Origin of the sequence: Lacinutrix jangbogonensis (assembly GCF_000797445.1) — a bacterium.
GTDB lineage: Bacteria > Bacteroidota > Bacteroidia > Flavobacteriales > Flavobacteriaceae > Lacinutrix > Lacinutrix jangbogonensis.
The window spans coordinates 79,228-102,489 of record NZ_JSWF01000014.1 but is presented as its reverse complement, the minus strand read 5'-3'; the positions used below and the strand labels follow the sequence as shown (position 1 = coordinate 102,489).

Annotated in this window: 14 protein-coding genes; 10 read left to right on the top strand and 4 right to left on the bottom strand. The window is 33.3% G+C overall.

All coding sequences use genetic code 11. The annotated features are described in order from the left end of the window. The first annotated feature begins 716 nt into the window (after positions 1–716). The gene (locus tag RH82_RS01115) at positions 717–4,499 is read left to right on the top strand and encodes a T9SS type B sorting domain-containing protein (RefSeq protein ID WP_034057367.1); all 3,783 of its coding nucleotides are present in this window, start codon (positions 717–719) and stop codon (positions 4,497–4,499) included. 209 nt (positions 4,500–4,708) lie between these two features. Here the strand turns inward: RH82_RS01115 and RH82_RS18295 are convergent, their stop codons facing one another. Then, positions 4,709–4,882, bottom strand: coding sequence for a hypothetical protein (locus tag RH82_RS18295; RefSeq protein WP_156112378.1), 174 nt, complete (start codon positions 4,880–4,882; stop codon positions 4,709–4,711). A gap of 73 nt (positions 4,883–4,955) precedes the next feature. Then, positions 4,956–5,966, bottom strand: a complete 1,011-nt coding sequence (locus RH82_RS01110) for a 3-oxoacyl-ACP synthase III family protein (protein ID WP_034057365.1) — start codon at positions 5,964–5,966, stop codon at positions 4,956–4,958. A 380-nt stretch (positions 5,967–6,346) separates the two neighbouring features. Here RH82_RS01110 and htpG point away from each other — a divergent pair, with 380 nt between their 5' ends. Next, positions 6,347–8,263: a molecular chaperone HtpG gene (gene htpG, locus RH82_RS01105; RefSeq protein ID WP_034057698.1), complete on the top strand. Its 1,917-nt coding sequence runs from the start codon at positions 6,347–6,349 to the stop codon at positions 8,261–8,263. Between the two features lie 161 nt (positions 8,264–8,424). Continuing rightward, the gene (locus RH82_RS01100; RefSeq protein WP_052158143.1) at positions 8,425–9,318 is read left to right on the top strand and encodes an NHL repeat-containing protein; all 894 of its coding nucleotides are present in this window, start codon (positions 8,425–8,427) and stop codon (positions 9,316–9,318) included. Between the two features lie 296 nt (positions 9,319–9,614). Here the strand turns inward: RH82_RS01100 and RH82_RS01095 are convergent, their stop codons facing one another. Both RH82_RS01095 and RH82_RS01090 read right to left on the bottom strand, forming a co-directional pair. After that, the gene (locus tag RH82_RS01095; protein ID WP_034057364.1) at positions 9,615–11,015 is read right to left on the bottom strand and encodes a pyridoxal phosphate-dependent decarboxylase family protein; all 1,401 of its coding nucleotides are present in this window, start codon (positions 11,013–11,015) and stop codon (positions 9,615–9,617) included. A gap of 26 nt (positions 11,016–11,041) precedes the next feature. Continuing rightward, positions 11,042–11,605, bottom strand: a complete 564-nt coding sequence (locus tag RH82_RS01090; protein ID WP_241147982.1) for a cysteine dioxygenase — start codon at positions 11,603–11,605, stop codon at positions 11,042–11,044. A gap of 250 nt (positions 11,606–11,855) precedes the next feature. On the opposite strand from RH82_RS01090, the gene RH82_RS01085 reads away from it, so the two are divergent. The 7 genes from RH82_RS01085 (at position 11,856) to RH82_RS01050 (ending at position 23,177) form a co-directional block, all read left to right on the top strand. After that, entirely contained in the window at positions 11,856–13,400 is a 1,545-nt protein-coding gene (locus tag RH82_RS01085; protein ID WP_034057363.1) for a sodium/proline symporter, read from the top strand. Positions 13,401–13,557: 157 nt separating this feature from the next. After that, the gene (locus tag RH82_RS01080) at positions 13,558–14,280 is read left to right on the top strand and encodes a DNA alkylation repair protein (protein ID WP_034057362.1); all 723 of its coding nucleotides are present in this window, start codon (positions 13,558–13,560) and stop codon (positions 14,278–14,280) included. A 175-nt stretch (positions 14,281–14,455) separates the two neighbouring features. Continuing rightward, positions 14,456–15,493, top strand: coding sequence for a serine hydrolase domain-containing protein (locus RH82_RS01075; protein ID WP_034057360.1), 1,038 nt, complete (start codon positions 14,456–14,458; stop codon positions 15,491–15,493). A gap of 200 nt (positions 15,494–15,693) precedes the next feature. Beyond that, complete coding sequence (locus RH82_RS01070; protein WP_034057358.1) at positions 15,694–15,993, top strand: immunity 53 family protein; 300 nt, start codon at positions 15,694–15,696, stop codon at positions 15,991–15,993. Positions 15,994–16,204: 211 nt separating this feature from the next. Then, positions 16,205–19,657, top strand: coding sequence for a pyruvate carboxylase (locus tag RH82_RS01065; RefSeq protein WP_034057356.1), 3,453 nt, complete (start codon positions 16,205–16,207; stop codon positions 19,655–19,657). A 340-nt stretch (positions 19,658–19,997) separates the two neighbouring features. Continuing rightward, positions 19,998–20,825: a DNA adenine methylase gene (locus RH82_RS01055; RefSeq protein ID WP_052158142.1), complete on the top strand. Its 828-nt coding sequence runs from the start codon at positions 19,998–20,000 to the stop codon at positions 20,823–20,825. Positions 20,826–20,828: 3 nt separating this feature from the next. Further along, a complete protein-coding gene (locus tag RH82_RS01050; protein ID WP_034057353.1) occupies positions 20,829–23,177 on the top strand; it encodes a DGQHR domain-containing protein in 2,349 nt (782 codons plus the stop codon). The last annotated feature ends 85 nt before the right edge of the window (positions 23,178–23,262 follow it).

Genomic DNA, 23,262 nt, shown 5'->3' with positions numbered 1-23,262 from the left:
TTAATAGTTAATGGTTAGTGTTATTCAAGGTTATTAAATAAGAAAACCCAAAGCTTGATCAGTTTTGGGTTTTTGATTTTATAAAATTTAGATAATGAATAAGTGTTAGAAATAGTTAAATAAATACTAAATTCTAAAAATCAACTATTTAGACTAAATTACATTTGTATATTTGCATAGATTAGTTCTTTAATCCGATTTTTCATAAGTCGATATAGAGTTGGTTAATAGCGATAAAATCCTGAGACTTCTGTTTCAGGATTTTGTATTTTAGTAAATGCTCAACACTGTTAAAAACGTGTTAAATACTGATTTACAATGTAATAAAATACAAATCTGAGCGTCTTTATAGAAACACAACTCAGTTAACGAATATATTTATTTGAATTAGTCTTCCATTAAAACACTCGTAAACACCTTAAGTTTATAATATTAATAGCAAGGAATCTCAATGTTGACACATTGGGATTTTTTTATTACTTTAATTCTTAAAGTATGATAAATTCTAACCAGATCTAACACTCTAAAAAAAGATAAACTTTAAATAAAATTACAATAACAATTAAGTTAGACCATTAACAAAATAATTTATATAAGCTGAGCTGATTATGTCGTTAATTAGACTATTATAGGAGTAATGAGTGATAAAAAATGTAATATTTCAAAAATATTCTTTCAAAATAATTATATTTGAAATCGCATATTAACCTTTACTATTGAAAAAAAATATTTTTTTAATCTATTTACTATTGCTATGCTGTGCTTTAACGCAAGCACAATCTGTAAACACCGCATATTTAAGTTTATCTAATGGAAATGTTGTATTAGCAGATTTCTCTAACTGCACAACAACAGTAGTTGCAAGCTATTCCTCTAACTTTGTAGATATTGCTCAAGGTGATACAGACGATACATTATATGGAATTAGATTTGATAAGCTCTACAGGATAAATGTAATAACAGGAATGGTTACTTCATTAGGTGACTTAAATGCAGTTGGTTTCGGTGGAAGCCTGCAAATAGATTCATTAGTAAAAGAAAGTAATGGCTTTCTTTTAGGTGTAAATAAAGGGAGTTCTGGTGAGTTATTTAGAATTAACACTAACACTTTGACTGCAACATTTTTAGGAGATGTTGGTTATGGTAGTGCAGGTGATTTAACGTATTTTGAAGGAAACCTATACCTAAGTGCAACTGGAGATAAACTTGTAGAAGTTGATGTTACAACACCTTCTAATTCAACTTTAATTGGCACCATTCCAAACTCTAGCGGCATAAACAATATATTTGGAGTGGTCACCATTATTACCGCAGATCCATGTAGTAATAATCCAACGTATCAACTTATTGCTACTGGAGGAAATGATTCGGCAACAATAAACATATCACCTTTTCAAGCTAATATAAATTGTAGTAATTTAACATCAGCTAACATTTATGGCGCATCAGAAGTTGTTTCTGATATTATTTGCTCCATAAATTTAGATATAGAAGAAGATGTAACTATGAGTACTGCTCCTTCTTATTGTAACAACGCAACGACACAACTTAATGCTATTCCAGATCCTATTAGTGCATTAGGAACTTACACCTATGAATGGACAGTGCAAGGCTCGACAACAGTTTTAGGAACAAATGCCAATTTATCAATTAATATAAACTCAACCACTACTTACATTTGTTTAGTTACAGATTCTGGAAGAGTTGCACCAGATAATACAGCTTCTGCACCTATAACTGTTACTATTACTCAACCACCAACTCAACCAACAGTAGCATGTTGGGAAACTGCAACATTAAATACTACAAGCTGTCTTTGGGAGGTTTCTGGTACACAACCAATACAACCAAGTAATTTAGAATGTTGGGAAACAACCACTTTTAATAATATTACGTGTATTTGGGATATTACAGGAACACAGCCTGCACAACCAACGAACACAAATTGTTGGGACAATTTTCAATTTAACACCACTTCTTGTACTTGGGTAAATAATGGCTCACAACCTGCGCAACCAACAAATACAAACTGTTGGGACAATTTTCAATTTAACACCACTTCTTGTACGTGGGTAAATAATGGTTCACAAGCTGCGCAACCACCAAATGTTAACTGTTGGGACAATTTTCAGTTTGATATTACTTCTTGTTCATGGATCAATAATGGATCACAGCCTATGCAACCTACTTTAGAATGTTGGGAAACAGCAATATTTAATAACACGACTTGTGTTTGGGATGTTTCAGGTTCACAAACAGTCCAGCCTAGTAATTTGGAATGCTGGGAAACGGCTACATATAATAGTGTTTCTTGTAGTTGGGACATTTCTGGATCACAGCCTATGCAACCTACTTTAGAATGTTGGGAAACAGCAACATTTAATAACACCACTTGTATTTGGGATGTTTCAGGTTCACAAACAGTCCAGCCTAGTAATTTGGAATGCTGGGAAACGGCTACATATAATAGTGTTTCTTGTAGTTGGGACATTACTGGTGCTCAGCCTATGCAACCTATTTTAGAATGCTGGGAAACAGCAACATTTAATAACACGACTTGTGTTTGGGATGTTTCAGGTTCACAAACAGTTCAGCCTAGTAATTTGGAATGCTGGGAAACGGCTACATATAATAGTGTTTCTTGTAGTTGGGACATTTCTGGTACTCAACCAATACAACCAACTAATTTAGAATGTTGGGAGACTACTATCTTTAATAACACCACTTGTATTTGGGATATTTCTGGAACACAACCTGTACAACCTATTAATTTAGACTGTTGGGAAACGGTTGCATTTAATAACACATCTTGTAGTTGGGACATTTCTGGTGCTCAGCCAATACAACCAACTAATTTAGAATGTTGGGAGACTACAATCTTTAATAACACCACTTGTATTTGGAATATTTCTGGAACACAACCTGTACAACCTATTAATTTAGACTGTTGGGAAACGGCTGCATTTAATAACACATCTTGTAGTTGGGACATTTCTGGTACTCAGCCAATACAACCAACTAATTTAGAATGTTGGGAGTCCACTACATTTAATAACATGACTTGTAGTTGGGATATTTCTGGAACACAACCTGTACAACCTATTAATTTAGACTGTTGGGAAACGGCTGCATTTAATAACACATCTTGTAGTTGGAACGTTTCTGGTGCTCAGCCAATACAACCAACTAATTTAGAATGTTGGGAGTCCACTACATTTAATAACATGACTTGTAGTTGGGATATTTCTGGAACACAGCCTACTCAACCAATATTAGAATGCTGGGAAACTGCAATATTTAACACTACTTTATGTAGTTGGGAAGTATCTGGTACACAGCCTATACAACCAACTAATTTAGAATGTTGGGAGTCTACTACATTTAATAACACGACTTGTAGTTGGGATATTTCTGGAACACAGCCTACTCAACCAATATTAGAATGCTGGGAAACTGCAATATTTAACACGACTTGTAGTTGGGATATTTCTGGAACACAGCCAATACAACCTATTAATCTAGACTGTTGGGAAACCACAACATTTAATAACACCTCTTGTACTTGGGCAGTTTCTGGAACACAGCCTATACAACCTACTAATTTAGACTGTTGGGAGTCTACTATATTTAACAATACAAACTGTATTTGGGAGGTTTCTGGAACGCAACCAATAGAACCAACTAATATAGACTGTTGGGAAACGGCTACATTTAATAACACCTCTTGCAGTTGGGTCGTTTCTGGAACGCAATCAATACAACCTACTAATTTAGACTGTTGGGAAACGGCTACATTTAATAACGTCTCATGTATGTGGGAAGTTTCTGGAACACAAGAAATAGATACTATAAATATAGATTTAACGATTTGTGATGGCGAAACATTAACATTAGGCGCTAATACCACAATACAAAATCCACAATACCTATGGAGCACTGCAGATCAAACGTCTTCTATAGAAATTGATACTCCTGGAACGTATAGCGTTGAAGCTACAGATGGTTGCGCTGTAGAAATTACAAATTTCACGATAACTAGTTATGATAATCCAATAATTACTAATGTTGAATCAGTTAATAGCACCATTATTGTAACCACGAGCACACAAGGTAATTATCAGTATTCTTTAGATGGTATAAATTACCAGAATAACAATATCTTTCCAAACATGGCTAATGGTGTTTATACTGTTTACGTGAAATCGTTAGAATGTAATTTGGTTATTTCGCAGCAACATTTACACTTTTATATTCCGAAATTTTTTACACCAAATGGAGATGGCATAAACGATTATTTTGCACTTAACGATTTGGAGTACTTTAACAGTTCAAAAGTGATTATATTTAATCGTTTTGGCAAATTACTTTTTGCTACAAAAAACAGAAGCGTAAGATGGGATGGAACCCTAAACGGTTATTTACTGCCAACCGCAGATTATTGGTATTTAATAACAATAGAAGGAAAAGAATTTAAAGGTCACTTTACTCTAAAGCGCTAAAGAATATTGATTGTATACTTCTCTACCAATAATCAAAATAAATACAGAAGTTTAATGCTAACCCTTTTAGTTAAAAATTAGCATATACGTGACACACAGTTATATTTGAATACTAAAAAATCCCAATGCTTCTGCATGATTTTTATTATTTATTTATTTATTTATTTATTTATTTATAATTCCTCCGAAGGTAGGAATGGCATCTATTATTAATTACTCTTTTTACTCTTGTATAAACCATAAAAACCTAAACAAATAATAATTGCAGAAGCTATCATACCATAAGTATCATTCGTGGTATTAAAATCTATGAATTTATACGCAAAGAATACACCAACAATTACTAGAAGAAATCCACCACCTTTATTCCTGCTTTTTTTCATATCAATGTATTTAATTTACCATTTATGAGATTGCCACGTCTCTAAAAATCGTCTCGCAATGACAGATAGAGTTTTACCACTTCATAATCACACTTCCCCAAGTAAAGCCACTACCAAAAGCAGCCAATACCACATTGTCGCCTTCTTTTATTTTGCCTTCTTCCCAAGCTTCAGTTAAAGCAATTGGTATTGAAGCAGCAGTTGTGTTTCCATATTTTTGAATGTTATTAAATACTTGCTCGTCACTTAAGCCAAATTTCTTTTGAATAAATTGTGCAATACGCAAATTCGCTTGATGCGGAATTAACATATCTATAGACTCTTTATCTAAATTGTTTTTAGCCAAACCTTCCATAATCACTTCACTAAAGCGAACGACTGCATTTTTAAATACAAATGTGCCATTCATGTGCGGAAAATAACTTTCGTCATTAGGATCGTTATCTGCTATAATGTCGTTAACCCAACGTTTTCCCATTCCCGGTGCTACTAAAACAAGTTCTTCGGCATGTTCACCTTGCGAATGTAAATGTGTTGATAAGATTCCTTTACTGTTATCTTCTTCTCTCGTTAAAATTGCTGCTCCAGCTCCATCTCCAAAAATAACGGTTACACCTCTTCCACGGGTAGTTTTATCTAAACCATGAGAATGCAATTCACTACCAATAACAAGGATGTTTTTATACATACCTGTTTTAATAAAATTATCTGCGACAGAAATAGCATACACAAAACCAGAACATTGGTTTCTTACATCTAAAGCACCAACCGTTTTAATATCTAAAGCGTGTTGTACTTGCACGCCTGGACCAGGAAAATACATATCCGGACTTAGAGTCGCAAAAATTATAAAATCGATATCATCTTTATCTATTCCTGAGCGTTCAATAGCTTGCTTGGCAGCTTTTACTCCCATTGTCGCAGTAGTATCTCCAGAACCTTTAACTGCCCAACGACGTTCTTTAATACCTGTACGTTCTGTAATCCAATCATCGTTGGTATCCATCATTTTCGACAGATCATCGTTTGTAACTACATTATCTGGCACGTATTTACCAAGTCCTATTATTTTTGAATTGTACATCGAAAATCTTTTATTTTCGCTTCCGAGAAGGCGGAAGTCTCATTAATTTTTTATTGCCCTGATTTATGCTAAACTTATTTCAGTAAACAAGGAAATCTTATTGTTGCTATTTATTACTTTAACAATAGCGCTAATTTAAGTGTTTAAAAAATAAACAATCTAGCATTTAACTCTATTTAGTATGCATGCATAGTAGTCTGTTTTGACACTTTGTCACTTTTGTTTAATTGGTTTGTTTTTTGACTAATAATTAAAACAGAAATTAATAATAAAGCGCGTCAGTTGAAGTTGAGGCTTTAGTCGAAGTATCGAGAATTTCACGATACACTTTTCGCTAACTCAAAGCACTTGAAATGACAGTTTTTAAAAACAATAAAACGATGGCAAAAGGAAATATTAATGTTTCAGTAGAAAACATTTTCCCATTAATTAAAAAATTCTTGTACAGTGATCACGAAATATTTTTACGTGAGCTTATAAGTAACGGTACAGATGCAACTTTAAAACTAAAGCATTTAGCAAGTATTGGAGATTCTAAATCTGAATACGGAAATCCTGTAATCGAAATAAAAATTGATAAAGAAGGCAAAAAACTTCATATTATCGATCAAGGTTTGGGTATGACAGCCGAAGAGGTTGAAAAGTACATTAACCAAATTGCTTTTTCTGGTGCTGAAGAGTTTTTAGATCAGTATAAAGATTCAGCAAAAGATTCTGGAATTATAGGTCATTTTGGTTTGGGTTTCTATTCTGCATTTATGGTTGCTGAGAAAGTTGAAATCATCACAAAATCTCACAAAGAAGATACCACTGGAGCACATTGGACTTGCGATGGTTCTCCAGAATTTACTTTAGAAGCTTCAGACAAAACAGACAGAGGAACAGAAATCATTCTTCATATTGCAGAAGACTCTACAGAGTTTTTAGAAGAAGCGCGTATTGGCTCTCTATTAGCTAAGTATAATAAGTTTATGCCTATTCCAATTAAATTTGGAACTCAAGAAGTAAACGATCCAGAACACACGCCTGCAACTACTAAAGATGCAGAAGGGAAGGAAACAACTGAGCCTCAGAAAAAAATAACTGTAGATAATATCATCAACAATCCTAATCCAGCTTGGACAAAACAACCCTCGGAATTAGAAGATGAAAACTACAACAGTTTCTATAAAGAATTATATCCTTCTCAATTTGAAGATCCTTTATTCCACATTCATTTAAATGTAGATTATCCGTTTAACTTAACAGGAATCTTATATTTCCCAAAAATGACTCAGGACATGAGCATGCAAAAGGATAAGATTCAGTTATACCAAAACCAAGTTTTTGTAACCGATAATGTAGAAGGTATTGTGCCAGAATTTTTAACCATGTTACGTGGTGTAATTGATTCTCCAGATATTCCTTTAAATGTATCGCGTTCGTATTTACAAGCAGATGGTGCTGTAAAGAAAATCTCATCTTACATCTCTCGTAAAGTTGCCGATAAATTAAAGTCGTTATTCAATTCTAATCGTGAAGATTTTGAAGCCAAATGGAACGATATTAAAGTTGTTATTGAATACGGAATGCTTTCTGAAGACAAATTCTTCGAAAAAGCAGATGCTTTTGCTTTATACCCAACAGTAGATAATAAATATTTTACTTACGAAGAATTAGAAAGCGCTATTAAAGCAAACCAGACTGACAAAGATGGTAAAATGGTCATTCTTTATGCTAGCGATCAAGATTCTCAACACACGTATATTGAAGCTGCCAAAACTAAAGGCTACGAAGTGTTATTATTAGATTCTCCAATTATTGCACATTTAATGCAAAAATTAGAAAGCTCTAAAGAGAATATTACATTCGCTCGTGTAGATGCAGATTCTATAGATAAACTAATTAAGAAAGATGAAACAACCATTTCTAAATTAGATGAAGCACAAACTAAAGTATTAGACGAATTATTGAAAGAAGTAATCCCTTCTGATAAGTTCATGGTACAATTAGAAGCTCAAGATAGCGCTGCTACTCCATTTATGATTACACAACCAGAATTCATGCGTCGTATGAAAGAAATGCAAGCATCTGGTGGTGGAGGCGGCATGCAAATGTTTGGTAATATGCCAGAAATGTATAACCTAATCGTGAACACAAATTCTGAATTGGTTGGTGAAATTTTAAATACGAAGACCAAGAAGAAACAAGAACGTTTAATTAGCCAAAGTTTAGATTTAGCACGTTTATCTCAAGGTTTATTAAAAGGTAAAGAGCTTTCAGACTTCGTTAAAAGAAGTTATGAAATGATAAAGTAATGAATATTACAAGTCGCTTTTAATGCGATAAACCAATCTCATGAATATACTTTTTTCGCTGTCGCGGAAATACTAAAACCACCTTTCGAGGTGGTTTTTTATTACAAAACATTCTCATTTTTTTAACCTAACTTCGTGTAATATTTAATAAAAAAACCAAAATGAAACACATCATCTACACTTTATTTACAGTATTAATATTTGTAACAAGCTGCAAAAACAACAAAGTAACTGAAGTCTCTTTAAACGAAGACACCTCTGTAAACGAAGCTGTTAAAACACCTACGGCAACTTTTATTACAGAAACTTTAGAATTAACACATTGCGAATCCGCAGTTTATGATGCTGAAAACGATATTATTTACGCATCATTAATTGGAGACCGTGAAGCTGGAGATGGCTCTATTGCAACTATAAATACAGATGGAAAACTAATTAATATAAAGTTTATTAATGCCCTTAACGATCCTAAAGGAATTGCAATTACAAAAGATAGACTTTTCGTTACTGATCTTACAGAACTTGTAGAAGCAGATTTAGCAACAGGAAAAATAATTAAAAAACACACCCTTGATAGTATTAAATTTTTAAACGATGTGGCTATTGATAATGCCGGAAATGTTTTTGTATCAGATACCGCTACTTCAGAAATATACAAACTTGATACTGAAGGCAATTTTAGCTTATGGTTAGCAGATGTCGCTTTAGACAATCCAAACGGGTTATTGGTACAAGACAACACCATGTATGTAGCTTCTTGGGGAAGTAACCCAAATGGTGGTCGTGTGTCTAAAATAGATATGGCAACAAAATATATAGATTCTATATCTACTATTATTGGTAATTTAGATGGCATAAGACCTTATGATAAAAACCACATGATTATCTCAGATTGGAAAAGCGGAAACATTCATTTAATAGATTATAATGGTCATACCGAGCAGGTACTTCAAGTAGGACAAAGTGTTGGCGATATCGCTTATATAAAAGAGAAAGACTTACTTTTATTACCAATGAATACACAAAGTCGTCTATTGTTTTATAAACTAGAGTAAATGATAATAAATTTATCTTACCCAGAAACAATTAACAAATAAACCAACTTTACATTATCATTTAAAACGTACGCTAAAACAAAAAAACCACCTTATGAGGTGGTTTTTTGTTTCTTAATATTTTTCAGGCTAACGTTCTTTAACTTCAAATGTAAAACACGTGTACTAAACGAACTTCAGTATTAAACGAATATTTGTCAAACAAAAATCAAATGCAGATTAAAAAACTATTTCTAAACCAATTATGAATCTAAATCAATAAGTAATAATCTATGCTTTTAAGCTACCCTTTATAATCAAGCTTGAATCGCTTCCGTCGCGCCTACTAATTCCGGGTGCTTCTCAACAAATTCTTCAAGAACCTTAAAGAAATTCAAAATATCTTGCTTCTTATTATTAGCATTAATTGTTACCAGTCTAACAAAGGTATCATCGTTAAAAGACCCAAATCCTACAACCGTAATTTGATGCTCATATAAAGCAGTACAAAGCGTTGTTGGATCGATGTTTTTGTAATTAAAACAGATTGATATAGAATCGTCGAAACTGTATAATGTATAATCCGAATGACTTCTAATGTAATCGAGAGCTACATTAGCCAATTCAAATTGTTGATCTACAATCTGCTTCAAACCATTTGTTCCAACAGATTTCCAAAGTGTCCAAAATTTCAAAGCATCATTTCTTCTGCCGCATTGAAACGATGTTTTTCCTAAATTAAAATCATCACCATCTGTTTGATACAGATAATCTGCATCATTACTAAACGAATTGTGTAAGTGTTTTTTATCCTTCACCAAAATAATAGAACAAGTTAAAGGCGTTCCTAACATTTTGTGTGCATTATAGCTAAATGAATCTGAGCGTTCTATTCCTTTTACAAGGTGCTTAAAGCTATCGCTAAAGATTACACTTCCGCAATATGCGCCATCTACATGAAGCCAAATTTTATATTTTTCAGTAATGTCAGCAATTTCATCAATGGCATCAAAAGCACCTAAAACTGTGGTTCCCGCCGTAGCGTTAACATAAGTTGGTACAAATCCATTACTAAGGTCTTCAATAATTTGTGCTTCTAGTTTCTCAGGCATCATACGCCCTCTTGAATCTGCTGGAATAAACCGAATATTATTTTTACCAATCCCTGCAAAACTCGCATTCTTTGCAGTCGAATAATGCGATTCTTTAGACGTGTAAATAACCATTGGTTTAGACATACCATTTAATCTACAATCGGGATCTTTAGCATCACGTCCCATAACAAGCGCCATATAATTGCTCATTGAGCCTCCCGTAGGAAAGGTTCCATTACTTTGAGATCCATAACCAATCATATCGCAAGATTGTCTAATAATCTCCAATTCAATACCAACTTGAGGTCCAGCAACCTTGTAAGTGTACATACTGTTATTAAGCATCACGGCAAGCAAATCGCCTAAAACCGCTTTACCTTGTCTTCCACCAAAAAGTTGATTAAAGAATAATCGTGTTGCCGTTTTTGGAGTTGAAACTAGCACGTCTTTTAATACCGTTTTAAGCTCTTCATCAACCATAGCCGTTGCATTAAGAGACAAATCTATAGCGTCGTAGAGTTTATCCGCTTCTATTCGGTCTGCAACTGGATGTTGCTCTTCTTCATTTATCAATACATCAACAAGTTCATTGAATAGTACTAAATCACTGCTTATATTAGACATATAATTTTTATTATTTAAATTCTTTATTATTTCGCAACCGTGCAATAATTCATATCCTTACGCACAAACTGTCCTGATTTATCATCAAAAATTTTGCAATTACGTATTGGCTTCGCATATAAATGAAGAGACATCGCTCTACCATCTGATATGTTTTCTAGGCTATGAAAGCCCATAAAATCAATCATATAAGAAATATCATCGGTCTTTGAAACGGCTGTCTTACCTGTTTTAAGTTCGCCGTCTTCATTATATTTATAATGCGTTTCTCGTAATTCACCTTCAATAACTTTTACCCAACATTCTTCGCCTCCATGATCATGAATAGGTGTTTTCTGACCTTCTTCCCAGCACAGTAGAATTAATTCAAATTTCTCGTTTTCAGCAAGACAATTTCTGGTATAACGCGAATTAGACCATGAGCTACAAGGCTCAAAAGTGCTATTAGGTATTTTTATGGAATGAAAGATGTTGCTATACGTCGTCCTCTCCTCTTCGGAAAGCGCAGTAACTAACTCATCTAATGTTTGGTATGTTGCGTGATTGCTTTCTTTAGGATTCAAAGTGACTACCATCTTTTCTCTGTTCATTTAATGTACAGATCCAAGGTGAATTCCCAAGACCAACTATTTTTTTTCGTATGATTTCTTTAATCGTTTCGATGGTGCAAATTTAGTGATTTCTATGTTTATTTTAAGGTTTTTACGAAGTTATTAGCTAAAAATTGCGATTTATCAAATATTTTTAAGCATTTTAGTGCTTCTTATAAAAGCATTATTTAGTGTTTTCTTTAAAGATTTTTATTCAACTAACGATACCAAATCATAAATATCATTTACAATGAACGATTCAGAATTTGTACTCAAAATAGTTATTCTAGCCCTTTACGTAGGCATTTTATTTCTTATCGGAATTTTTGCATCCCGAAAAATCAAAGGCATGAGCGATTATTATGTTGGAGGAAAAAACATGGGATTTTGGGCCGTTGCCTTTTCGGCCAGAGCTACTGGTGAATCGGGCTGGCTACTCATCGGGCTCACAGGAATGGGTGCTATGGCAGGCTATTCAGGATATTGGGTTGTTGTTGGCGAGCTTCTTGGCGTTTTTATATCATGGCAATTTATGGCCAAACGTTTCAAAAAAAGATCAGATAAATATGGAGCCATTACCATTCCCGATTATCTTCAAAGTCATTTTAAATCTAAAACGCATACTCTTCGTATTATAGCGGCAGCAGTTCTCGTCATTTTTATTGTTATTTATGTGGCTTCACAAATAGACGTTACAGGAGTTGCTTTTGAATCTATGCTTGGCATTGACTATAAATTAGGCGCACTCATTGGTTTTTTTATTGTGCTTACTTATATTTTTATTGGCGGCTTCGTTGCTGCAGTTTGGTCCGATTTATTTCAAGGACTACTTATGTTTTTCGGTCTCGTTTTACTACCAATAGTTGTTTGGTTCTCTATGGATCATGGTGATGGTGTTACTGCAGGACTTAACGCTATCGATCCAACACTGACACAGATAATGGGAAGAAGTGATGACCAATGGATGAATCTCTTTACAATTTTAGGATTCTCAATGATTGGACTCGGTTTTCTTGGCTCTCCGCAAGTTTATGTTCGGTTTATGTCTATAAAGAGTGAAAAAGAAATAAAAAAAGGAAAATGGGTAGCCATCGCTTTTACCTTGTTAACCGATGCTGCTGCAGTAACCATTGGGATTCTTGGTCGTATTTATTTTACAAAAGCTGGCCAAGATCCAGAAGTGGTTTTAGGAAATAATGGCGAAAATGTACTCAGTATGATTACCGAAAGCTTCTTACCTACTATACTGGTAGCCATATTTATTGCTATTGTGTTATCGGCAATTATGTCAACTATCGATTCGCTTTTAATATTGGCCTCAAGTGCCATAACGCGTGACTTTTATCAAAAAATATTTCGTCCACATTTAAAAGACAAAGAACTGACTAAGATTTCTAGAATATCAACAATCATTATGGCGTTTACTGCTTTAATAATTGCAATGGTTATGAATTATGTCTCTCCCGATAGGCAGATATTCTGGGTTATAATTTTTGGCTGGTCTGGCATTGCTGCGACTTTTTGTCCCGTAATTATTCTCACGCTTTTTTGGAAAGGTTATTCTGAAAAAGGAGCCATTGCATCAATGCTTTCAGGATTTATTTCTGTTATATTATTCAATTTTGTTTTCAAAGAAATGGAGACTGTTGGCGCCTATTTTGTTGCACTAGATGTACTTGCGCCTTCGTTTGCAGTAGCAATGCTTATTGGTATAATTGTCTCAAAAATGTATCCACCTAGAGCAGAAGCTGTAAAAATGATTGAAGAGATTGATTCTGAAATTTTAGAGGAATAGCCCAGATTTAAATGGCTATAAACAGGTCTTCAGCGCGCTATATTTAATGTACTGAAAACAACTTGTGCTACATTTATTTCAGTATTAAAACATTTTATTAGCGACAGCGCATAGAAGCATCTCAAAAATTAAGTGATCAAAATTAAAGCGAAAAAAATTGACTTATAACGAAACAATAGCATGTCTTTACGACTTAAAAGATGCCGAAAAGGTCCTTTTTAAAGAAAAAAAATTTGGAATAATATCAAATAACTCTTTAGGAATTTATCATAAAGACTTAAAAATGATAGCTAAAGATATTGGGCAGGACAATGCATTGGCATTACAACTTTTCGATAGCGGCATTTACGAAGCACGCCTCTTATGCAGCAAAATGTTTAAACCTAAAGATGTTACTGAAGCTTTAATGGAAAAATGGGTTAAGTCCTTTGAAAATTGGGAGATTTGCGATAGCTTCTCAATGGGCCTTTTTTCTAAAAGCGAATTTGCACTTGCTAAAATAATGGAATGGACTAAAAGAACAGCCGAATTTGAAAAAAGAGCAGGTTTTACTATCATCGCTTCGTATTGTATGGCAGATAAAACTTCAGAGAATGCTCTATTCGAACAATTTTTCACCATTATAAAGCGTGAAGCAAACGACGACAGGCCGTATGTAAAAAAAGCTGTGAATTGGGCCTTACGAAATATTGGGAAACGTAATATAGATCTCAATAGAAAAGCAATAGAAGTCGCTTACCAAATATTAGAATTCGAAAGTAAGTCTGCTCAATGGATAGCAAAAAATGCATTGACAGAATTAGAAAAAGAAAACATAAGAATGTCAGATTATCCAAGAACGGACTATAGAAAGCCTATGGACAACCGTTTTTATAACTAATCCTTTACCAAGCGAACAAAGCGGGTCGGATTAAAAAAATAGGTCACGTTATTCTACAGCTTATCATCAAAATTCAACATTTCAGAATATAAAAGTTCTCAGGTCTATAGAAAAGCCGGAATTTTGAACAAGATAAATGAGAAGTCATTAAAAAAGCACAGCGCACTAAAATAGTATGATAAAGAAACAAACAAAACGAATACTTAGAATTGTATTTATTATCGCCAGCATAAGCTCCTTATTCTTCGTACCATGGATTTTGGTAAAAGCTTGGATATTACCATTACCAGATACGGTTCAAGAACAAGTTGACGAAGCTATTGGTCATGGATTCGATGGCATAATTGTTTATGTAGACCAAGCCGGAAAGCCGCCAGGTTTTTATGCTTCAGGATGGCACGACCGAGAAAATAAAATACCTGCTAAACCAAATGCACTATTCAAAATCGCCAGTATAGCCAAGCTTTACGACGCTGTTTCTATAGCAAAATTAGTGAACGACAAGCGTTTATCTTTAGATAAAACACTCGCCGACTACTTCCCTGAACTGGTCGGAAAAATTGAATATGCAGATAAAATCACATTGAGAATGATGGTTCAGCATAGAAGTGGTATTCCTAATTTTATTGACCATCCTAAGTATTGGGATAATAGACCAAATTTCGATAAAAGCGCACTTGAATTAGCTATAGACATGCCAGCCAGTTTTGAACCAGGTGAGGATTACGAATACTCTAATACCAATTATTTATTAATTTCTCAGCTCATGGATAAAGAGTTAGGTTATAGTCATCACCAGTTTATTAAAGAAGAAATTTTGATACCACTAGAACTTAATAATACGTTCTTTTCGCTTAGCGAAGTAAATATCGACGATGTTATGGGTGGCTATTACGTTGGAACAGATGATAATTTTAAAACCGAAGCACAAGGCATGTTAGCTACAGCAGAAGATGTTGGCATATTCTTGAGAGCATTAAACGATGGTTCTGTATTTAAAGACGGTGAGCAAAACATCTATTCTTCTATCTACAAGTACGAACATACAGGTCTTGTTTTGGGCTATCAAAGTATTGCTAAATACCACAAAGATAGCGACACCGTTATTATTCAATTTAATAACACTACTAATTTTGATGGTGGCTACCTCTGGAATACAGCCGAAATAGTTTATAGTCGTATTGTAAAAATAGCGACTAAAAATGAAGATTAATAACCATTTACAAACGCTATTAAACACTCTTTATAAATAAATTATAAGCCAAATTTAAAAAAAATCACCACCAATTTATGGTGGTTTTTTAGTACTTGATAGTGTCGTTTATTTACCCTAATTTCGTTCAAAATATTTGACGTTTATTTATGCAACTAAGTATAAAACGCTATTGAATAGTATCAAAACAATTAATACAAATGGAAATTACAGACTGGATACAACATTGGTTTAAAAACAATTGTGATGGAGATTGGGAAAATGGCAATGGCATACAAATTACTACCATTGATAATCCAGGTTGGGATGTAGAAATTGATATCTCCAATACGTCCTTAGTAAATATAGAAATACCATGGATTCTTAATGAACATAGCAAACAAGATTGGTATGGCGTAAAAATTGAAAACCATGTATTTAACGCTTCGGGTGATTCGGGAAAACTAACCTTCCTACTAGGCTTATTCAAGGAAATGATAGAGAAATTCGAAAACTCGTAACACAATCTTTTTACACAGTCAAAAAATTATTAAACCACCTTTTACAGGTGGTTTTTCATTTTAACACAAAATAAAACGAAAAAATACTATGCACGCATAGTATTTTCAGTAATTAATAATTACCTTATAGCTTTACATTCAGAAATGTTAGTGAGAAACTCATTTCTGACAAAAAACAACATCCACAAACCATTAAACACACGACTACAAAATGAAAATTAAAAAGGTTCTTGTTGCCAATAGAGGAGAAATTGCTATTCGTGTTTTACGCGCTTGTACAGAGTTAAATTTAACGACTGTTGCTATTTACACTTACGAAGACCGTTACTCTCAACACAGAAATAAAGCCGACGAGTCTTACCAAATTGGAGAAGACAACCAACCTTTAAAACCGTATTTAGACATTGCTGAAATTATAAATTTGGCAAAATCTAAACATGTAGATGCTATTCATCCTGGTTATGGTTTTTTATCTGAAAACTCAGAATTTGCAAGACAATGTGCCGCAAACGGTATTATTTTTATAGGGCCAAAACCTGAAGTTATGGATGCTTTAGGCGATAAAATTACAGCCAAAAAAGTAGCCGTAAAATGTAACGTTCCTATTATAGAAAGCAATAAGAAAAAACTAACCTCACTAAAAGTGGCCTTGTCTCAAGCAGCAACCATTGGTTATCCTTTAATGCTAAAAGCAGCGTCTGGTGGTGGTGGACGTGGTATGCGTATTATTAGAAAAGATGAAGATTTAGAAGTCAATTTTGATTCTGCAAGAAACGAAGCCTTGAATGCTTTTGGAGACGACACCATGTTTTTAGAAAAATATGTAGAAAACCCAAAACATATTGAAGTACAAATTGTAGCAGATAATCATGGTAATATTCGTCATTTACACGAGCGCGATTGCTCTGTGCAGCGTCGTCATCAAAAAGTGGTAGAAATTGCACCTTCGCATAATGTAAGGGACAACGTAAAACAAAGCTTATACAAATATGCCATTGCCATTGCAAAAGAAGTAGGCTATAATAATATTGGTACCGTTGAATTTTTAGTAGATGGCGACGATAATATCTTTTTTATAGAAGTAAACCCAAGAATTCAAGTCGAACATACCGTTACCGAAATGGTAACAGGAATCGACATTGTAAAAACACAAATTTTTGTTGCTGGAAATTATAGATTAGACAGCGAGCAAATAAAAATATACGCCCAAGACTCCATAGCAACTTATGGTTTTGCCTTACAATGTAGATTAACAACCGAAGATCCTTCAAACAATTTCACGCCAGATTATGGCAATGTAACCACCTATAGAAGTGCCTCTGGAATGGGTATTCGTTTAGATGCAGGAAGCATTTACCAAGGCTATCAGGTGAGTCCGTTTTTCGATTCTATGCTCGTAAAAGTATCGTCTCATGGTAGAACTTTAGATGGCGCCACCCGAAAAATGGTGCGCGCCTTAAAAGAGTTTAGAATTCGAGGTGTAAAAACAAACATTCATTTTTTACAAAATGTCATTCAGCATCCCACTTTTAAAGAAGGAAAGGTGACGGTTAATTTTATTCAAAATACACCTGCGTTATTCAATATCAAACTCCCTCAAGACAGAACCTCTAAAGTGGTTCAGTTTTTAGCCGAAGTGATTGTCAATGGTAATTCCGATGTTAAAAACATTGAAGAAAACAAAGTCTTTAGAACACCTAAAGTACCAAAGTTTAATGCAGCAGAACCACATCCAAAAGGCACAAAAGATTTGCTTACAGAACTAGGTCCAGAAAAATTCTGTGCGTGGTTAAAAGACGAGAAAAAAATTCATTTTACAGATACTACTATGCGCGATGCGCATCAATCTTTATTAGCAACCAGAATGCGAACCTTCGATATGCTTAAGGTTGCAGAAAGTTTTGCTAAAAACCATCCCAATACGTTTAGTATGGAAATTTGGGGAGGCGCAACTTTCGATGTGTGCTTGCGTTTCCTGCACGAAAGTCCGTGGACGCGTTTAAGAGAATTACGAAAAGCAGTACCAAACATTTTATTCCAAATGTTGCTACGTGGTTCTAATGCGGTTGGTTATAAAGCCTATCCCGATAATTTAATCGAGAAATTTGTTGAGAAATCTTGGGAAAACGGCGTCGATATTTTTAGAATTTTCGATTCCCTAAACTGGGTAAAAGCCATGGAACCCAGCATTAATTATGTCCGTAATAGAACTGGCGGTATTGCAGAAGCGGCATTAAGTTACACAGGAGATATTTTAGATGTCAACGAAACAAAATACACGCTAAAATACTACACGCAATTGGCTAAAGATTTAGAAAATGCAGGTGCCCACATGATTGCGATAAAAGATATGGCAGGTTTATTAAAACCGTATGCAGCAACAGAGTTAGTTGCAGCATTAAAAGACACCGTAAACCTACCCATTCATTTACACACGCATGATACCTCATCACTGCAAACAGCAACCTATTTAAAAGCTATTGAAGCTGGCGTAGATGTTGTTGATGTGGCATTAAGTGGTTTATCTGGTTTAACGTCTCAGCCAAATTTTAATGCGACTGTAGAGATGATGAAAGGCCAACCCAGAGCACATGCTTTCGATATGCCAAAACTAAATGAGTTTTCTAATTTCTGGGAAGATACACGCGAACTGTATTATCCGTTTGAGTCTGGTTTAAAAGCTGGAACTGCCGAAGTTTTCGAACACGAAATTCCTGGTGGACAGTATTCTAATTTGCGGCCGCAAGCCACAGCTTTAGGTTTAGGCGATCGCTTTGACGAGGTGAAAAAAATGTATGCCAGCGTAAATAAACTCTTTGGGAACTTAGTAAAAGTAACACCAAGCTCTAAAGTGGTTGGTGATATGGCTATTTTTATGGTTACCAATAACCTCAGCACCAAAGATGTTATGGAACGTGGTGAGGAGATTTCGTTTCCAGATTCTGTAATTAGTTTCTTTGTTGGAGATTTAGGGCAACCGTCTGGCGGATTCCCTAAAAAACTTCAAAAAATTATTCTTAAAAACAGAAAACCATATACTAATAGACCCAATGCACATTTAGAACCTATCGCTTTTGATGTGGAATACAAAGCCTTTAAAAAGAAATTCCAAAAAGGCTTTACACGCGACATAGAAATGGAAGATTTCTTGTCGTACACCTTATATCCAAAGGTGTTCGAGCAAGCGCACGAAAATTATAAAACCTATGGTAATTTAGCCTTAGTGCCTACTAAAAATTTCTTCTATGGTATGAAATTGCGTGAGGAAACCTTAATAGAACTAGAGCCTGGAAAAACGGTAATTATCAAATTACTTTCTGTTGGGATTCCTAATGATGAAGGCATGAGAACGGTCTTTTTTAAAGTGAATGGCGAAAACCGTTTTGTAGACATTTTAGACACTTCTTTAAATATTAAAATCGAGCAAAATACAAAAATAGATCCTGCAGATGCTAACCAGATTGGAGCACCATTACAAGGTTCTTTATACAAAGTATTGGTAAAAAAAGGACAAGACGTTAAAGAAAACGATCCTTTATTTGTTATCGAAGCCATGAAAATGGAAACCACTGTAACGGCTTTTAAATCTGGAACTGTAAAAATGGTGAGTTTAAAAGAAGGCAGTATGGTAAAACAAGATGATCTGGTGGTTACTGTTGCCTAATTTTAGAATATTTAATTTCGCTTTCACGGAAATACTAAAACCACCTTTATAGGTGGTTTTTTTATGCTTATAATTTGCGTTTACGGGTAACCGTAATGTTTAGATTAGTACATAAACTACCTTTGTTTTATTACTAAAAACAGGTAGTTATACGGATATCTATTTTGCTAAAAAAGCACTAACTTCGTTTAACATCTGATAAAAAACATTGAAACGCTTTTTTATCAATGCATTGGGCTTAATTTGAAAACCGAAACTGGAAATTAAAAAATTAACATAATAACCGAGTAGGAATTTTATTTTAAATTTGACACTATCAAAGTTAAAGACAATTAAAAAATTGAAAGAAGAAATAACAATCATAGAAAAACAAGCAAAACCTTTAATTCGTTGGGCTGGAGGAAAAAGATGGCTACTAAAACATCTTGAAACTATGATAGATATAAATAAGTACAATACTTATCACGAGCCTTTTATTGGTGGAGGATCTGTCTTTTTTAAATTTTCACCGAAAACTTCATTTATTTCGGACTCTAACGAATGGTTAATTGAAACCTATATTTCAATAAAAGAAAACCCAAATGAAGTAATTAAATATCTTAAAAAATTCAAAAAAGATAAAGAGAATTATTATAAAATAAGAAAAATCAATTATTCAAATCAATTTAAAAGATCTGCTCAATTTATTTACCTCAATCAAATGTCATTCAACGGAATATTTAGAGTTAATTTAAGTGGAAAGTATAATGTTCCATATGGTAACAGAGAGCACTACAACTTTGATTATGAAAATATTATTTCTGTAAGTTCTGCATTACAAAACACACAAATCTCTCATTCTGATTTTTCAAAAACGATTGACAATGTTAAAAAAGGAGATTTAGTTTTTTTAGATCCACCTTATACGATTACTCATAATTTAAATGGCTTTGTACAATATAATCAAAAGATTTTTTCACTTGAAGATCAGTACAAACTCGCAGAAATGATTCAAGAAATAAAAAGGAAGGAAGCATTTTACATCTTAACTAATGCAGCACACAAAAAAGTCAAAGAAATATTTGACGACACTGATACATTATTAGAAATATCAAGAGCAAATGTTATTGGAGGGAAAGGTGCTAAAAGAGGAAAGTATTCAGAATATTTATTTACAAACATTATTTAATTTATGGCATTTTTAAAACAGTTCCAAGTTGAGGAAATAAAAGAGAAACTTGTAAGTGATGCATCTAAATTAGGAAAATTACACAAAGCAAAAAAAAGCGAGTATCAACACTTAAGTGTAGATCATTCATTGGTTGAAGATTACTTAAAAGAAGGTTGGGAAACAGAAGGAAAACCTTTAAAAACAAAAACCAAAATAAGAAAATCAAAAATCCATTCTAAAAAATTTGAAGATGATATTTGGTGTCAATTCTACAATTTGGGTTATCGGACTTTAAACTTTGATGAAAATTTTGTTTTACCATTTTCAAAAAATGAAGAAGATAAAAAACAAATTGATATTATTGCTGTTAATGATGAAACCATATTATTGGTAGAATGTAAATCAAGTGAAAAATTAAAAAAAGCGCCATCATTTAAAGATGAATTTGATCTTTTAGAACATAGAATGGAAGGTTTTGTAAAGTCTTTAAAACAAATTTTCGGAACAGATAAAAAAATAAAATTCATTTTTGCAACAAGAAATTTAAGAATAAATGCAGATAGTGAAGATCTAAAAAGGCTTGAAAACACTAACTCTTTTTATTATAATAACAATACTTACGATTACGTTAATAATCTTATAAAGAACTACAAAAACGCATCGTTTTATCAATTTTTAGGTTTAGTTTTTAAAAATGAAATTATAAATTTAAACAAGATTGAAATTCCAGCAGTTAATGGAAAAATGGGACAGAAAGATTATTTTATGTTTTCAATTGAGCCATCATTATTATTAAAAATGGGCTTTATCTTACATAGAACAAGAGCAAATGAATCTGAATTCCCAACTTATCAACGTTTATTAGTGCCAAGTCGTTTAAAGGGGATTACAAAATTTATTGATGAAGGAGGCTATTTTCCTAACTCAATAATTATAAACTTTAATACAAAAAAGAATAAAATAAAATTTGAACCTCATTCAAAAAGTAATAGTTCAAATTCAAGAACAGGTATGTTGAAAATTCCAAATGCTTATGGAATTGCGTACATAATAGATGGTCAACATAGAGTTTATGGTTATGCAAATTCTAAATATGTAGAGAACAACACAATTCCTGTAGTTGCATTTAATGGTCTTGATAGTATTGAACAACTTGAAATATTTATGGATATAAACCAAAATCAAAAGGCAGTTAGTCCAAGTTTGAGATTGGATTTAGAAGAGGATTTATATTGGGATTCTGATAGAGCAGATTCACGTTTGAAAGCATTAAGGTCTTCTATCATCAAAAAATTAGGCAATTCAGAATCAAGTCCATTATTCAACAAAATATCAGTTGGAGAAGATAAAGCAATCCTAACTTTTAAACCTTTCACAACTGCAATTGCCAATTCAGGTCTTTTACCAAGTGCAAGAGGAAACACATACAATGACAATTCTTTAATTGGTAGCCTATACAACACTAATAATCAAGATCACAATCAAGAAATGAATCGAGCAAAAAAGAAAATTGTTGATTTCATAATTCATTGCTATGATTATGTAGAACAATCATATCCTAAAATATACAATAGAGAGAAGTACTTTATAATATCAAACAGAGGAACATTTGCATATATCTCTTTAATTGGTGATTTAAACAAATTTGAAACTGAAAAAGGTAATTTAGATAAAACCACCAAATCTGCTGATCGTTTTGAAAAAATTAAACCTTATTTAAAAAGTTTATTAGATAGTTTAAGTAAATTATCTAATGAAGAAGAAGACAAACAACTTACTCTCTTAGGTGCAGGTGCAGACACGAAATGGTTAAGGTACTTTCAAACATTTGTAAATTCGGCTCACCCAAATTATAATCCGATAGAATTAATTGACTGGAAAGAGCGTCAAAATGAAGTTTACCAAAGTAATGGAAGAAAATATATCAAAGAAGTTGAAAGACTTATGAAAAGTAAAATTCTTGAAAATCTTCAAATATTATTTCAAGATAATTGGGAATTAGAAATTGAAACAATTCAATCCGCTTGTCAATTAAGGGCAAATGCAGAAAATAAAAAAAATTACAAAGACGGAATAAACAAAAGAGTCGAATGGACTGAAATGTTCAATATAAATGATTACAAAAAAATGATTTCAGATTATTGGTCAAAAAAACCTGATCCAATAACAGAGAATTTTGTCACTTTTGAAAAAACATTTGCCATTAACATTGGTATTGGAAAAAATAAAGCAGATGTTCTAAAATGGATTTCATATTTTAATTCATACAGAAACCAATTGGCACACGAAGGATCTAAAAATAAAGGAATAAACAAAAAGGAAGTTGATGAATTGAAAACTATATATGATCACTTCTTCAATAAAAACTAAGCCCAACACCGTATAAAATTAATTGCTAGTTTTAGTCTATTTACGAAAGCCCTCGCGGACTTTCTATCTGTGATTTATTTGCTAA

Bases quoted from the DNA above. Each gene is read 5' to 3' on its own strand.
- RH82_RS18295 (WP_156112378.1), bottom strand. From the start codon at position 4,882: ATGAAAAAAAGCAGGAATAAAGGTGGTGGATTTCTTCTAGTAATTGTT.
- RH82_RS01065 (WP_034057356.1), top strand. From the start codon at position 16,205: ATGAAAATTAAAAAGGTTCTTGTTGCCAATAGAGGAGAAATTGCTATT.
- RH82_RS01050 (WP_034057353.1), top strand. From the start codon at position 20,829: ATGGCATTTTTAAAACAGTTCCAAGTTGAGGAAATAAAAGAGAAACTT.
- htpG (WP_034057698.1), top strand. From the start codon at position 6,347: ATGGCAAAAGGAAATATTAATGTTTCAGTAGAAAACATTTTCCCATTA.
- RH82_RS01075 (WP_034057360.1), top strand. From the start codon at position 14,456: ATGATAAAGAAACAAACAAAACGAATACTTAGAATTGTATTTATTATC.
- RH82_RS01100 (WP_052158143.1), top strand. From the start codon at position 8,425: ATGAAACACATCATCTACACTTTATTTACAGTATTAATATTTGTAACA.
- RH82_RS01085 (WP_034057363.1), top strand. From the start codon at position 11,856: ATGAACGATTCAGAATTTGTACTCAAAATAGTTATTCTAGCCCTTTAC.
- RH82_RS01095 (WP_034057364.1), bottom strand. From the start codon at position 11,015: ATGTCTAATATAAGCAGTGATTTAGTACTATTCAATGAACTTGTTGAT.
- RH82_RS01070 (WP_034057358.1), top strand. From the start codon at position 15,694: ATGGAAATTACAGACTGGATACAACATTGGTTTAAAAACAATTGTGAT.
- RH82_RS01090 (WP_241147982.1), bottom strand. From the start codon at position 11,605: ATGAACAGAGAAAAGATGGTAGTCACTTTGAATCCTAAAGAAAGCAAT.
- RH82_RS01110 (WP_034057365.1), bottom strand. From the start codon at position 5,966: ATGTACAATTCAAAAATAATAGGACTTGGTAAATACGTGCCAGATAAT.